We start from the raw sequence: 14485 nt of genomic DNA on the forward strand, positions 1-14485 counted from the left end.
GGGATGGATCACGGAGGTGGTGGAATGAGAGCCGACGTCGAACCGGGCGTCTCCTTCGGCGACTTGGAACGCTGGTTCCTGGGCGGCCTCGAACGGCCCTGGCGCGACACGCAGTTGCTGTGCCTGCCGCACAGCGGGGGCAACGCGTCGAGCTACCGGGCATGGCTCACGGCGGTCGACGCGGCCGGTGTCGACGTGGTACCCGTGCAGCTGCCGGGCCGGGAGACCCGTTTGACGGAGCCGCCGTACACCGACCACGCGACGCTGGTCGGCGATCTCGCCCGAGTGGTCGAGAGGGCGGGTTTCCCGCGCGTCGCCCTGTTCGGGCACAGCATGGGCGCCGTGCTCTCGGTCAACCTCTGCCGCGCGCTGGAGGAGATCGGCGTACCGGTGGCCCATGTGTTCGTCTCCGGGCACGGCGGGCCTTCCCAGCGGCCGGCGTCCACGTTCCCCACGGACGCGTCCGACGAGACCATCCTGGACGCTCTCGGCGCGACCGGCGCGCCCAACTACGAGGGGTTGTTGCGCTACCCGGAGCTGCGGGACATGGTGCTGCGGGTGATCAGGGCGGACCTCGGGGTGGTTCTGACCGGCATGGTCGCCGGGCCGCCGGTCCAGGCACCGATCACCGTGTTGAACGGCGAGGACGACCCCACGCCCGCGGGTTCGGAGGATCTCGCCGAATGGGCCGAGGTCACCAAGGGCGCCTGGGCCTCCCACCGGCTGCCCGGGGGCCACTTCTACCTGGTCGAGCAGGGCGAGGCGGTGGCCGGCGTCATCCGTGCGGCCCTGGCAGCCGAGTCCGCGCACCGGCGGACGGAGTCGAGGAACGCATGAGGACACTCCACACAGCGGTGGTCACCGGTGCCGGTCGCGGCATCGGCGCCGCCACCGCGCTTCGCCTGGCCGCCGACGGAGCGGCGGTCGGCGTCCTCGACATCGACGGCGAGGCCGCCGCTCGGACCGTGGAGCGGATCCGCGCGGCCGGGGGCACCGCGCACGCCGTCGTCGCCGATGTCGGCGACCCGGAACAGGCCAAGGGGTCGCTGGCGGCCGTCGCGGCCGAGCTGGGGCCGCCCGACATCCTGGTCAACAACGCGGGCGTCATCAGGGACCGGCCGATGCAGGACCTGTCGCTCGACGACTGGGACAGCGTCGTGGACGTGAACCTGCGCGGCCCGTTCCTGATGTGCCAGGCCGTCCGCCCGTACCTGCTGGAGCGCGGCTGGGGGCGCATCGTCAACTTCTCCAGCTCCTCGGCGCTCGGCAACCGTGACCAGGCCAACTACGCGGCGGCCAAGGCCGGGATCGACGGTCTCACGCGCACCCTCGCGATCGAGCTGGGGCCGTACGGGGTGACCGTGAACGCGGTGGCCCCGGGCTACATCGCCACCGACATGACGGCACGGACCGCCGAGCGGATGGGCATGGACTTCGGCAAGCTCCAGCAGATGGTGGCGGCACAGACGCCGGTGCGGCGGGTGGGGCAGCCCGAGGACGTGGCGCACGCCGTGGCGTTCCTCGTCGGCGAGGGCGCCGGTTTCGTCTCGGGACACCTGCTGTACGTCACCGGTGGTCCGATGCGCTGACGTCGGCCGAGGCCAGCGCGTCGGCCAGTTCGGCCACGGTCCGCAGCCGCAGCAGTGTCGGCAGCGGCACGGTGGTGTCGTAGCGCTCCGCGAACTCGGCGGCCATCCGCACCAGATCGAGGGAGGTGCCGCCGACCGCGAAGAAGTCCTCGCCGACGTGGGCGGGCGCCCGGCCGAGGACCGTGGTCCAGATGTCGCCGACGGTCTTCTCCCACGGCGATCCAGGGGCTCGGCCGCCCGGGGCGGCCGGGGCGCGCCGGGCGGGCAGCGGGTCGGGCAGCGCGCGGCGGTCCACCTTGCCGTTGGCGGTCAGCGGCAGTTCGCCGAGCGGCACGAACCGCGCGGGAACCAGCGGTTCGGGCAGCCGTCGGCGCAGATACGCCCGCAGTGCGGCGGTGTCCGCGTCGCCCGTGCCCTGGCCGCCCTCGGGCACCACGTACGCGATCAACTGGGCCGCGAGGCCGCTGCCGCTCACGGTGACGAAGGCGTCGCGCACGGCCGGGTGGGCCGCCAGCACCGCCCGGACCTCGCCCGGCTCGATGCGGAAGCCGCGCAGCTTGACCTGGTCGTCCATGCGGCCCGCGAACTCTATGACGCCGTCGGTACGCCGCCGGGCCAGGTCTCCCGTGCGGTACAGCCTGCCTCCGGGCGGTCCGAACGGGTCGGGCACGAACCGTTCGGCGGTCAGGGCGGGGCGCCCCAGATAGCCCCTGGCGACGCCGTCTCCCCCGACGAGCAGTTCCCCGTGGACGCCCACCGGCACGGGTTGGCCGGTGTCGTCGACGATGTAGCAGCGGGTGCCGCCGAGGGGGCGGCCGATCGGTACGCCGGTCGCCTCGTCGAGCCGGTCGGCGGCCACCGGGTGGGTCGTGGCGAACGTGGTGGTCTCGGTCGGGCCGTAGCCGTTGACGATGCGCAGGCCGGGGGCGGCGCGCAGCAAGGCGCGCAGGTGCGGCACCGACAGTGCCTCGCCACCGACGACGAGGGTGCGCAGGGGGACGAGTGCCGCGGGGGACGCGTCCGCCACCAGGTTCGCGAGCTGCGCGGTGAGCCACAGCACCGTAACCCCCAACCGCCGCAGTTCCGCGCCGAGTTCGCGTGGTCCGACGGGGCCGGGAGGATGGACGGCGAGGCGCGCTCCCTTGCACAGCGCTCCCCACACCTCGAATGTCGACGCGTCGAAGGCGGTGGGCGCGAGCATCAGCAGCGTGTCTGAAGGGCGTACGTCGACGGTGTCGAGGCCGCACACCAGGCGTACGACGCAGCGATGTGTGACCGCCACTCCCTTCGGTACTCCGGTGGAACCGGACGTGTAGATGATGTAGGCGAGGTTGTCCGGGGACACCGCGACGCCGGGCCGGGGATGGTGGCCGGCCGGACCGGGTGGCGGCTCGGGCGGCGGTTCGTCGACGTAGAGCCGCTCGATGCCCTCGGGGGCGGTTGTGGAGAGCCCGCGGGTGGTCAGCAGCAGCCGTGCCCCGCTGTCGCGCAGGACGAACTCGATCCGCTCCCGAGGGTGGGCGGAGTCCAGTGGGACGTACGCGCCGCCCGCCTTGAGGACGGCGAGCATCGCGATCACCTGCTCCGGGCCGCGCGGCAGCAGGAGCGCGACCCGGTCGTCCGGCCGGATGCCGAACTCGACGAGGCGGGCGGCCAACGCCTGGGCCACCGCGTCGAGTTCGGCATAGGTGTGGTGCCGGGGCGGGCTCCACAGCGCGGTGTTCGCGCCGACGGTGGCGACTTGGCGGTCGAACAGGTCGAGCACCGTCGCCACCGGGGCGGGTGCGGTGCGGTTGGGCGTGACGACGGTGGCGTTGCGTTCCTCCCGGCCGAGCAGGTCGAGGCGGGACAGCGGCCGGTCGGGGTGTGCGAGCCCGTCGGTGAGGAGGCGCCGGAAGTGCCCGGCCATGCGGTCCGCCGCGTCGGCGCCGAACAGACCGGCGTTGCAGCTGAATCCGATGGTGTACGCGTCCCCGGACCCGGACCTGGCGACGGTGACGGCCACGTCGAACGGGGACCGTGACGGTGCGACGAGCCGGGGCCGCAGGCCCCGCGCCGGACGGGCGCCGCCATCCGGCCGGGAGTGTGCCCGCCTCTCCCGCTCGGGTATCACCGGCCGTACATCCAGGACGACTTGGGCCAGCGGGTGACGGCTCGCCTCACGGTTTGGGGCCAGCTCTGCCACCAACGCCTGGAAGGGGACGTGCGCCTGCTCGCTCGCGCTCCTCGCGGCCTCGTCCACCCGGCCGACGAGGTCACGCAGCGACGGGTCGTCGGAGGCGTCGACGCGCAGGGGCAGCAGCGGCGACAGGCAGCCCGCGACGCCACGGTCCTCCGGCGCCCTCGCGGCGGGTGTCTCCGTGGCGAACACGATATCGCGCGAACGGGAGTACCGGGCGAGCAGGGCGGTGAGGGCGGCACCGAACACGGCGAACACCGCCTCCTGAGAGCCTCCTTGGCCCACCAGCCGGTGCACGGCGTCGACGGGTACGTCCAGGAAGACGGTCCGGCACCGCTGGGTATGGACGGGAGGCCGCGGCAGATCGACCGGCAGCTCGGTGCCTGACGGCAGGTCGGCCAACCTGGCACGCCAGTACGCGAGTCCGGTGTCCGGGCGTCCACGTCGTGGCGTCGCTCCAGCCGCGGTACGGGGCGGGTCCTGCGGGCCCGGTAGCGGCTCGTCGGCGAGCACCGCCCTGTACAGGGCGGGTAGTTCGGCCGACAGGATCCCGGCGGAGTGGTGGTCGCAGACGATGCGGGGCACGGCCACCGACAGCCCCGTGTCGTCGCCCTGCCCGCAGACGACGGCCCGCACGAGCGGGCCACGCACCAGGTCGAAGGGTCGCGCCGTCGCCGCGTCGACGGCTCCCTCCCCTCCCGTGCACGGCAGTTGAGGGAGGACTGTCAGCTCGAAGTCCGTGTCCTCGGACACGGACTGGGTGGGTATGCCCTCGTGCGCGCTCAGACGGGTGCGCAGGGCCGGATGCCGTGCGACGAGTGCGGCCACCGCCGAGCGCAGTGCCGTCAGGTCCAGGGGGCCGTCCACATGCCAGCCGAGAACCACGTGGTCCGGAGGGTCGAGGAGATACCGGTCAGCCACCAACTGCCGCTGCTGGGCGCTCGAAAGAGGCATCGCGCCGCCGTGGACCGTGCTGTCAGGTCTCGACATCGGATCACCGTACCACCGTGATCGAACCGAGCGACGGGACCCGATCACGTGCACTAGGCTCTGCGGCGCGGCGCATGCCACGCTCCAACGCACCCCGCGCGGTGCGCACACGGGGGGACACATGGACTTTGGTCACACCGCCGACGAGACGCGCTTTCGCGACCGGGTCCGGGCGGTACTCCAATCGCCGGACGTCGTGGCCGCGTTGCGGGAGCTGCACGCCGCCGAGGAGCGTGAGCCCGACGAGCGCGGCCTGTACCGGCTGCTCGGCGAGCACGGTCTGCTCGGCGTCGACTGGCCCCGCCGCTACGGCGGGCAGGGCCGCACCGCCGCCCACGCGGCCGTCGCCGTGGAGGAGATGATGCGGGCGGGCGTCCCGGACACGCTGTTCGTCAACGGCGTCCAGACCGTCGGGAAGCTTCTGCTCCTCGCCGGCAGCGAGGAGCAGAAGCGGCGGGTGCTGCCGGGCCTGGCGGCCGGCCGGTGTTTCGCGAGCGTGCTGTACACCGAGCCCGGGGTCGGCTCCGATCTGAGCGCCCTGACGACCCGTGCCGTCGCGGTGGAGGGCGGTCACCGCATCGACGGCGTCAAGGTGTTCAACCTCAAGAGCGGCATCACGGATCTCGGCCTGTGCGCGGCCCGCACCTCGTCCGAGGGCTCGCGGTACGAGGGCCTCACACTGTTCCTCGTAGACATGCGCGCCCCGGGCGTACGCGTACAGCGCCTGGACACGATGGCCGACGAGCAGTTCCACCGGGTCGGCCTCGAAGGCGTTCTCGTCACCGACGCCGATGTCGTCGGCGCCGTCGGCGACGGCTGGGCGCTGCTCGCCGAGGCCCTGCCACTGGAACGCACGGGTTTCGACTTCGCGCTGCGCGCCGAGCGGTGGTACGAGGCGGGCTGCGCCGGGCTCACCTCGGCGGACGGCGGCCCGGACGGTCCGGCGGCCGCACCCTGGCTGGCCGACGTGGGCCGGCACGGAGCCGCCACCGCGGCGGCCCGCCTGCTGGCCTGGCGCTGCGTCGGATCGGTCGGCGCCGAAGGGCTCGACGAACTCCGGACGTCCACCGCCAAGTGGTACGCGAGCGAGCAGGCCGCCGCCGTGGCCCGCTGGGCCGCGACCCGCCACGGCCCGGACGCCCCACCGGAACTGGCCGCGCTGCTGGACAGCGCCTACCGGGAGGCCCCGGGCCTGACGCTCTCCGGCGGCACGTCGGAGATGATGCTCCAGACGATGTCCGGCTTCCTGCTCGCCGCCGAGTCGGCGGACCCGTACGCCGCGGAGGTGGAGTGACATGCGGCTCGAAAGCGACGACGTACAGCGCGACCTGGCGTCGGCCGTACGCGCGGGCCTTGCCCCCGCGGCAGACCCGGGCGGCGCGCTCGATCCGGCCGACGTCCACGCCTGCCTTACCGACCTGGACCTGTATGCGCTCGAACTGCCGGACACAGCAGCGGGACTGGCCTACGGGCTGAGCCACGTGGTGCCGGTGTGCGAGGAGTTGGGCCGCTGGGTCGCCCCCGACTCCTACCGCGCGGCCGCGCTGCTCGCCGACGTGATTCAGTCGGCCGAGCCGAGAGGCGACGGTCATCCGGCGCCCGGCAGCGCGGAGTTGCTTGCCGGCATCGCGGCGGGCAAGGTCACGGCGGGGCTGGCGTCCGGGGACGGGGTCACGGTCACAGCGGCCCCCGGCGGCCTGCGGATCAGTGGTGACTGCGCCCTGTCGCAGCCACCGCCGGACGCCTCCTTCCACGTCGTACCGGCACGCCACACCCGGGGGACCGTGTTCGCCGCGGTGGCCGTCGACTCTCCCGGCGTGACGTGTGCGGCCACCCGGCGCGAAGGGATCCTGCGGCTGAGTCTGAAGGACGTCGCTCCCCTCGCGCTCTCCGCGCCCGCGCACGACACCGGCGGTGTCCCTTCACCGCTGCTCGTACGCGCCCGCGTCCGGCAGGCCGCCCATCTGCTCGGCCTGGCGGCGGGCGCGCACCGGCTCGCCGTCGGGCGGGCCGCCCGACGGCGGCAGTTCGGCCGGAGCATCGGCGAGAACCAGGCCGTCGCGTTCCCCCTGGCCGAGCAGTTCGCCCATCTGGAGGCCGTGCGCCTCCTGATCGGCGAAGCCGCCTGGGACGCCGACGGGGGGCGCCCGGCGGCCGTCGCCGCCACCCAGTCGCTCGCTTACGCGGCGGAACTGGCGCTGCGCGTCACCGCCCACGCGGTGCACGTCCACGGCGCGGCCGGAATCACGGGGGAGTACGCTGTCCAGCGGTACTACCGGGCCGCCGCCGTGGAGGCGACCCGATGGGGCGCCCCGGCCGCGCTGTGGCAGGAGGCGGGGAGGCTGCGCCTACGGTGACGGCCGCCGCGCCTGCGGCAACGGCCGCTCTGCCTCCGGTGACGGCCGCTCCGACCGCGGTTCTGGCAGGGTGACCCTGGTGCCCGGCCCTTCGCCGGTCACCGCCTTCAACGGGTGCGCCGCCCCTCCATCGGAGATCCATACGCTGGGCACCCCCGCTAGCAGGGCCTCGCGCGCCGCGACCAGCTTGATGGTCATGCCGCCCTGCACCCAGGAAGGGGCCGGTTCACCCGGCTGCGGCAGCCGGTAGGCGGCCAGCGCGCTGGCCGGGTCGGTGGGGTCGGTGAGCACCCCGGGGGCCCCGGTGAGGAAGAGCAGGCTGTCGGCCCGCAGCGCCGCCGCGACGGCTGCCGCGGCACGGTCGGCGTTGACGTTGACCGGTTCGCCGTCCTCGGCCAGTGCCGGTGGCGACACCACCGGCACCACGCCCGCGGCGAGCAAGTCGTGCAGCAGGGCGGCGTCGACGCCGACGATCCGGCCGCTGCGGTCGTCCCGTACGACAGTGAGTCGTCCCTCCACGACCGCCCGTACGGCCTTCTTGCGGCGGGCCCGCAGCAGACCGGAGTCGAGGCCGGTCAGCCCCACGGCGCGGACGCCGTGCCGGTCAAGGGCCCGGAGCAGCGTGGGCTTGACGCGGCCCGCCAGGGCCAGGGTGAGGACGTCGAGGGTGGCCGCGTCGGTGTAGCGGGTGACGACGCCGTCGGGTGCGGTGAGATACCGCAGTTCCACGCCGAGTTGCTCCGCGAGGCGGCTCATCTCGGCGGAACCGCCGTGGACGAGGACCACACGCCGCCCCGCCGCCCTCAGCCGGGCGACGTCCTCGCAGAGCCGGTCGACGTCGAGAGCCCCGCTGCCGCCGCACTTGACGACCACCGTCTCCGGAGTGCCGTCGGCCCGGTCCCCGCTCACAGCGGGTGCAGCCCGGGGAATTCGAGCCCAAGGCGCTCCGGCCAGCCCTGCCTGATGTTGACGCACTGCACGGCGTTGCCCGCCGCCCCCTTCACCAGGTTGTCGAGCGCCGCGACGGCGACGACCTGGCCGCGGTCCGCGTCGAGGGCGAAGCCCACGTCGCAGAAGTTGGACCCGCTGAGGATCTTCGGCTCGGGCAGCCGGTACAGGCCGCGCCGCTGCGCCACCACGCGGACGAACGGCTCTGCGCCGTAGCAGTCGCGGTAGACCCGGCGCAGCTCCGGCTCGCGCAGCTCGGCCGTGAGGGTGGCCCGGCACAGCACCTGGGCTCCTCGTACGGCCTCGACGCCGGTGGCGCTCATGCTGACGGTCAGCCCGGTGGCCTGTGCCACCTCCGCCTCGTGCCGGTGGCCGGCCGGCGCGAACACCCGCATGGCGCCGCTGCGTTCGGCGTGCAGGTTCATCGGCCCGGCCCCCGAACCCGAGCCGCTGGACCCGATCCGGCCGTCCACCGATACCCGATCCTCGACCAGGCCTGCGGCGGCCAGCGGGTACAGGGCCAGGATGGCGGCGGTCGCCATGCAACCGGGCACGCTGATCCGGTCGGCGCCCGCCAGATCCTTGCGGTACCGCTCGGGCCAGCCGGTGACGAACTCCGGCAGCAGCTCCGGGGCCGTGTGCGCGGTGCCGTAGTACCGCTCGTACACCTCGGGGTCGGTCAGCCGGAAGTCGGCGCTGAGGTCGACCAGGCAACCGGCCCGGCCGGCCCATCGCGGGACCATCGCCATGGTCTCGCGGTGCGGTGTGGCCAGGAACAGCACATCGCAGTCCGGCGCGTCGTCCGGTCCGACGAAGGCGAGGTCCGTCAGGGCCCGGAGGTTGGGGTGCACTCCGTCGAGGCGTCTGCCCGCCATGCCGCGCGAGACCGGCGCGACCAGCTCCAGGTGGGGGTGGCCGAGCAGGATGCGGCACAGCTCCCCGCCGATGTAGCCGCTCGCGCCGACGATGCCCGCCCGGATCACGCCCCGGGTCTCACTCACCCCAGTCCTCTTCGACCTCCGGCGCGAGCGCCAGCAGAACGGGGTCGAGCCCGAGGATCTCCAGTTCGCTGAGGCACCCCGGACACTCGACGATCTCGTTCTGCCGGGGCGTGGCGTCGAGCTTGACGTCGCTCTCGCAGCTCGGGCACACGGCTGTAGACATGTCACCTTCTCCTTGTGTTGTGGTGGTCCGCGCGTGGTTCGTACGCGTCGGGCCGCGCGCTGTACGCGTCGGTCCGCGTGGGTTTGAGCAGGGTCAGCGCCTCCGTCACGACGCGGTCCACCGTCACGCCGCCGTCCTCCAGCAGATCGCGCTCGTCCCCGACGGTGTCGAGGTAGCGGTCCTCGACGCCCACCCGCCGTACCCGGCAGGGGTGTTCGGAGGCCACCACCTCGCTCACGGCACCGCCGAGCCCGCCCACCACGAGGTGGTCCTCGACGGTGACGATGCCCGCGGTCTCGCGCGCCGCGCGCAGCAGCGGGGCGCGGTCGAGCGGCTTGATGGTGTGCATGTTCACGACCCGCGCCGACACCCCCCGCTCGGCGAGCACGTCGCGCGCGGTGAGCGCGTAGTGGACCGGCAGCGCTCCGGTCGCGACCACCAGCAGGTCGTCCCCGTCGCCCAGTTGGACGGAGGCGCCGATGGTGAAGTCGTACGGCTCCTGGTAGACGCGGGGGGTCGCGTTGCGGCCGAGACGGATGTACACCGGGCCGGGGTGGTGAGCGGCGGCCCGTACCGCGAGGGCCGTCTCACCGGCGTCGGCCGGCACGAGGACGGTCAGGTGCGGCAGGGTCCGGACGATGGCCAGGTCCTGGAGGGCGTGGTGCGAGGGGCCGTAGTGGCCCGCGGAGAGACCGCCGTGGGTGGCGACCACCTTGACCGGCAGGTTGTTCCCGGCCACGTCCAGCTTGAGCTGCTCACAGGCGCGGGTGGTGGCGAACGTACTCATCGTGTGGGCGAACGGGATGAGTCCCGAGGCCGCGAGCCCGGCGGACATGCCGAACAGGTTGGCCTCCGCGATCCCGACGTTCGCGTACTGGGCCGGGAGTTCGGCGGCGAACCCGTCCTCGAAGCCGCCCGTGTCGGAGTCCACGCAGAAGATCCGGTCGTCGGCCCTGGCCAGCTCAAGGAGCGTACGCCGGTGGGCGTCCCTGGCCGAGCCCGTGTACAGCTCCGCCCAGTCGCTCCCGCTGGGGACGCTCTCCTCCGTCGCCGTCATGTCTGGTTCCTCCGCCGTGCGCGCAGGCCGGCCGTCGCCCGCTCGTGCAGGCGGGGCGTGAGCCGGACGTAGTGGCTCTTCTTGCGGTCCTCGAAGAGGGGCACGCCGCGGCCTTTCACGGTCTTGGCGATGACGACGGTGGGGCGGCCCGGCGTGCGGGGCAGCGCGCCGAACAGCGCCCGCAGCGCCGCCAGGTCGTGGCCGTCGACTTCGGCCACCGACCAGCCGAAGCTGCGCCAGCGGTCGGCGAGCGGCTCCAGGCCCACGGATTCCTCCGTGCGGCCGCTGATCTGCCAGCCATTGCGGTCGACCACGGCGGTGAGGTTGCCGAGGCCGAGGTGGGCCGCGGACATGATCGCCTCCCAGTTGGAGCCCTCCTGTAGTTCACCGTCGCCGAGCAGGACGAACGCCCGGTTGTCGCGGCCGGTGCGGGACGCGGCCAGCGCCACACCGCCGGCGAGGGACAGCCCGTGGCCGAGGGAGCCGGTCGGGAACTCCACGCCGGGCAGGCGGCGCAGTGGGTGCCCGGCCAGCCGGCTGTGCCGCTGCCCATAGGTGCGGCACTCCTCCGGCGGGAAGTAGCCGTGCTCGGCGAGGACGGCGTAGAGCGCCGCGGCGGCGTGCCCCTTGCTGAGCACGAACCAGTCACGGCCCGGCCACCGCGGCTCGTCGGGCCGCACGCGCAGTACGGATCCGTAGAGCACGGTGAGGATGTCGACGGCGGACAGGCTGCCGCCGACGTGGGTGCCGTGCTCGGTGGCCCCCATCGCGAGGATGTGCTCGCGGGCCCGGTACGCGCGTTCGGCCAGCTCTTCGATGCTGACGTCCTCGTGCGTCATGCGGGTGCCGCCTCGGTGCCGGCCTCGCGCCACTTCGGCCGGTACGTCATCGACCGGGCGGCGGGCACCAGCGTGTCCAGCTGCTCCCACACCTTCTCGAAGGCGTCCGCGCAGCGCGTAAGGACCGGGCCCGCGGCGGGGTTGAGGTGCCAGCGCTGCATCGTCAGGGAGTCCTCGATCACGGCCAGGGTGGTGGGGTGGTCCTGCGGGCGGTAGGGCTGGTCGGGGAAGGCGTCACGAAGCGCGGGCTGGGCGGGCAGGGGCAGCGACTGGTAGGGCCGGACCGGCACGCCCTCGGCGCGCAGCGCCCGCTGGAGCACGGTGCGCAGGGCGCCGGGGGTGACCTCCGGGCAGCCGGCCTCGCGGGGGTCGAAGCGCAGGCGCAGCTGGAACCAGGCGTGGGTGCGGTCCTCGGGGCAGTGCGGCGTCACGATTCCGTCGAGTGCCGCGAGCCGGCCGAGGAAGCGGCGTACATTCCGGTCGCGCTGCTCGTGCCGCTCGGCGAGCCGGGCGAGCTGGCAGCGGGTGAAGGCGGCCTGGACGCTGCTGAGCTTGGCGTTGCCCGCGATCACCTGCGAGAGGTAGCCGCGTTCGCCGCGCCCGGTCAGGTCCTCGCCGAACTGCCTGCGCAGTACGACGCGTTCGTGGATCGCCGGGTCGTCGGTGGTGAGGAGCCCGCCCTCGCCGCTCGTGGGCAGGTTCTTGGAGGCGTTGAGGCTGAACGCCGCCACGTCACCGAGCGCGCCCGCCTGCCGGCCGCGATAGGTCGCGCCGTGCGCCTGCGCCGCGTCCTCGACGAGTACGAGGCCGTGCCGATCGGCGAGGGTACGCAGCGCGTCCATGTCGCAGGGCAGGCCGTGCAGGTGAACGGCGAGGATCGCCTGCGTGCGCGGGGTGATCGCGGCAGCGGCGGCGGCCGGGTCGATGGTGTAGGTGAGCGGGTCGATGTCCACGAACACCGGGACGAGCCCGCGCATGACGGGCGCCGACGCGGTGGCGATGAAGGAGAGGGCGGGTACGAGGATTTCGGCGCCCGGTTCCAGGCCGGTCGCGGCCAGCGCCAGTTCGATGGCCGCGGTGCCCGAGGAGAGGGCAGCGCAGTGGCCCACCCCGGTGTAGCGCGCCCACTCCTCTTCCAGGAGTTGCACCTCGCCGCGTTCCACGGAGGTGAAGCGGCCGCTGTCGAGGACGGCGAGCACCGCCTCGCGCTCGGCGTTCGTGACGATCGGCCAGGCGGTGGCGGGAGAGGTGCCCGCGTCGGCGTCCACCGTGCGGGCTCCGCCGAACATGGCCAGCCGTGATATGCCCATCAGTTCCTCACCAGTTGCTGTACCAGATAGTCCACGTAGCGGCCGGGCAGATCCACGTCGAGCGCTTCCGAGGCGCCGCGGAACTGGGGCGTGTGATTGACCTCGTTGACCAGGAGCCGCCCCTCGGCGTCCTCCAGGAGGTCGATTCCATAGACGCCGGGGCCGATCGCGGCGGCCGTGGCCGTCAGGAGGCCCTCCAGCTCCGCGGTGAGCGGGCAGGGCAGGGTGCGTGCGTCACGTGCGGTGTTGGTGCGCCAGGACGTGGAGGTGCGGTACACCGCGCCCACCACTTCGGTGCCGAACACCAGCCCTCTGATGTCCCGCCCGGGTTTGTCGACGTACTCCTGGATGTAGGTGATGCGCTGCTGCGGGTCGGGCAGGGCCGCACGCAGTTCGAGGACGGCCTCGGCCGCGTCGTGGTCGGCGAGCCGGGCGACCTGGCGACCCCAGGATCCGGTCAGGGGCTTGACGACCGCCGGGTATCCGAAGCCGTCGAGGGCGTCGAGCGCCGCCGCCGGTGTCGGCGTGACCATGCAGCGCGGTACGGGCAGTCCGGCCGCCCGCAGGGTCAGCGTGGTGAGCAGTTTGTCGCCGCACAGCGCGATCGCCGCGGCGCTGTTGACCACGGTCACGCCCGCGTGTTCGAGGACGCGTGCCGTCGTCAGGTTCCTGTGGTGGGACACCTCCCGGGCGACCGCCGTGGACCAGGGCGCCGTCAGGTCATCGAGCCGGAAGACCGCGCTCCGCGGATCGAGTACGTGGTACGGGATCCGGCGGCGGTCCAGCTCGTCCAGGATGCGCTTCTCCTCGTACGCGATGCGCGACGCGATCACGGCGAGCCCCGGCGGCAGGTCGGGCGGCAGGTCCGGCGCGCCGTCCCTGGGCAGGCTCACGGGGTCGCCCCCGGCCCGGATCCCGCGGCTGCCCCGCGGGTACGCCCCTCGGTGGCGGCCAGGGCCGCGGCCAGCTCCTCGACGGCGGTCGTCAGGACGTCGATCGCCGTGAGGTACTCGGTGAGGTCCACGTGCTCCTCGTCCGTGTGGTCCAGGCGGGAATCCCCCGGGCCGTACGCGGCGATCGGCACGTCCCAGTGCGGGCCGACGACGTTCATGTCGGCGGTGCCGAGCTTGACCTTGGCGGTCGGTGCCCCGACATGCCGTCGGATTCCCTCGCGCAGGGCGGCTACGACGGGGTCGGTGCGGGGCGAGCGTACCGCCGGCAGGCTCTCGGCCACGGTGAGCGGGTCCGGCCCGGCCAACTCGCGCAGCCAGTCCAGGAATCCGTCGCGGTCGAAGCCGACCGGGATGCGGCAGGAGATCTCGACCCTGGCGCGCCGCACGTCGCCGTGGAGCGCGACCAGCGCGGGGATGGCCCGGTCGAAGGCGGGACGTGACGCGTCGCCCTCGGCGAGGTGTCGGCGCACCGCCTGCCAGTGGTCCGCCGCAACCTCCACGGCCTTCGGCGCGGGTGAGCTGGTGTGCGCCCCGGGACGGGAGATGTCGACGGCGAAGCGGATGATGCCCTTGTATCCCAGCACCACATTGCCCACGCCGCTCGGCTCGCCGATGACGACCGCGTCCGGCCGCACGACACCGCGCAGATGGCGCGCGCCGGGCGAGGACCCCTCCTCGCCGACGGCTCCGACCACCATCAGGTGGGCGTCGCAGCGGGCCGAGGCCCTCAGCGCCGCCCACACCATCGTGGCGAGCGGGCCCTTGGCGTCGACCGCGCCGCGGCCGTACAGCTTCCCCGCGTCCTCGTACACCTTCAGGTCGCCGGGGACCGTGTCGATGTGGCCCAAGAGCAGGATGAGCGGCGCGCCGGGCGTGCCCAGCTCACCGACCGCGTTGCCGACGGCGTCCCGGTGTGCACGGAAGCCCAACGCGCTCATGGCGTCGACCAGTTGGGCGACGAGCGCGCCCTCTTCGCCGGTGACCGACGGAGTCTCCACCATGAGCCGGAGCAGCTCTGTCTCGTCGAGCTCGTCGAGTACGCCCACGCCTCAGCTCCGAACCGCGTACGCGCACCGACCCGGATGGTCGCCCATTCGAT

Annotated in this window: 13 protein-coding genes; 4 read left to right on the plus strand and 9 right to left on the minus strand. The window is 73.5% G+C overall.

Going from position 1 to position 14485, the window contains the following annotated elements; genetic code table 11:
- Positions 1-24: 24 nt before the first annotated feature.
- A complete protein-coding gene (locus CP975_RS34025) occupies positions 25-837 on the plus strand; it encodes a thioesterase II family protein (RefSeq protein WP_055534067.1) in 813 nt (270 codons plus the stop codon).
- Complete coding sequence (gene fabG / locus CP975_RS34030; RefSeq protein ID WP_055534066.1) at positions 834-1589, plus strand: 3-oxoacyl-ACP reductase FabG; 756 nt, start codon at positions 834-836, stop codon at positions 1587-1589. Before CP975_RS34025 ends, fabG begins: the two co-directional genes overlap by 4 nt.
- Here the strand turns inward: fabG and CP975_RS34035 are convergent.
- Positions 1567-4758, minus strand: a complete 3192-nt coding sequence (locus CP975_RS34035) for a non-ribosomal peptide synthetase (RefSeq protein ID WP_167532781.1) — start codon at positions 4756-4758, stop codon at positions 1567-1569. The genes fabG and CP975_RS34035 overlap by 23 nt on opposite strands.
- A 121-nt stretch (positions 4759-4879) precedes the next feature.
- Between CP975_RS34035 and CP975_RS34040 the strand changes: the two genes are divergently transcribed.
- Positions 4880-6052 carry an acyl-CoA dehydrogenase family protein gene (locus CP975_RS34040; protein WP_055534063.1) on the plus strand — a complete coding sequence of 391 codons (1173 nt, stop codon included), beginning with the start codon at positions 4880-4882 and terminating at the stop codon, positions 6050-6052.
- A 1-nt stretch (position 6053) separates the two neighbouring features.
- Complete coding sequence (locus CP975_RS34045) at positions 6054-7115, plus strand: acyl-CoA dehydrogenase family protein (RefSeq protein ID WP_055534062.1); 1062 nt, start codon at positions 6054-6056, stop codon at positions 7113-7115.
- On the opposite strand, the gene CP975_RS34050 is transcribed toward CP975_RS34045, so the two are convergent.
- Genes CP975_RS34050 through CP975_RS34085 form a run of 8 tightly spaced genes read right to left on the minus strand, consistent with a single transcriptional unit; the run spans position 7107 to position 14432 of the window.
- Positions 7107-8024, minus strand: a complete 918-nt coding sequence (locus CP975_RS34050; protein WP_055534061.1) for a [LysW]-aminoadipate kinase — start codon at positions 8022-8024, stop codon at positions 7107-7109. The genes CP975_RS34045 and CP975_RS34050 overlap by 9 nt on opposite strands.
- Positions 8021-9046 carry an N-acetyl-gamma-glutamyl-phosphate reductase gene (argC, locus tag CP975_RS34055; protein WP_055534060.1) on the minus strand — a complete coding sequence of 342 codons (1026 nt, stop codon included), beginning with the start codon at positions 9044-9046 and terminating at the stop codon, positions 8021-8023. Before argC ends, CP975_RS34050 begins: the two co-directional genes overlap by 4 nt.
- Before the next feature lie 10 nt (positions 9047-9056).
- A complete protein-coding gene (locus CP975_RS34060; protein WP_030790698.1) occupies positions 9057-9227 on the minus strand; it encodes a lysine biosynthesis protein LysW in 171 nt (56 codons plus the stop codon).
- Between the two features lies 1 nt (position 9228).
- Entirely contained in the window at positions 9229-10284 is a 1056-nt protein-coding gene (locus tag CP975_RS34065) for a transketolase family protein (RefSeq protein WP_070321270.1), read from the minus strand.
- Positions 10281-11123, minus strand: coding sequence for a transketolase (locus CP975_RS34070; protein ID WP_055534059.1), 843 nt, complete (start codon positions 11121-11123; stop codon positions 10281-10283). Before CP975_RS34070 ends, CP975_RS34065 begins: the two co-directional genes overlap by 4 nt.
- On the minus strand, positions 11120-12433 hold the full coding sequence (locus CP975_RS34075) for a DegT/DnrJ/EryC1/StrS family aminotransferase (RefSeq protein WP_246201724.1): 1314 nt from the start codon (positions 12431-12433) through the stop codon (positions 11120-11122). Before CP975_RS34075 ends, CP975_RS34070 begins: the two co-directional genes overlap by 4 nt.
- A complete protein-coding gene (locus CP975_RS34080; protein ID WP_246201725.1) occupies positions 12433-13326 on the minus strand; it encodes a RimK family alpha-L-glutamate ligase in 894 nt (297 codons plus the stop codon). The genes CP975_RS34075 and CP975_RS34080 overlap by 1 nt, the downstream gene beginning before the upstream one ends.
- Entirely contained in the window at positions 13323-14432 is a 1110-nt protein-coding gene (locus CP975_RS34085) for a M20/M25/M40 family metallo-hydrolase (RefSeq protein ID WP_055535336.1), read from the minus strand. The genes CP975_RS34080 and CP975_RS34085 overlap by 4 nt, the downstream gene beginning before the upstream one ends.
- Positions 14433-14485 lie beyond the last annotated feature (53 nt).

Source organism: Streptomyces alboniger, assembly GCF_008704395.1.
Classification (GTDB): Bacteria; Actinomycetota; Actinomycetes; order Streptomycetales; family Streptomycetaceae; genus Streptomyces; species Streptomyces alboniger.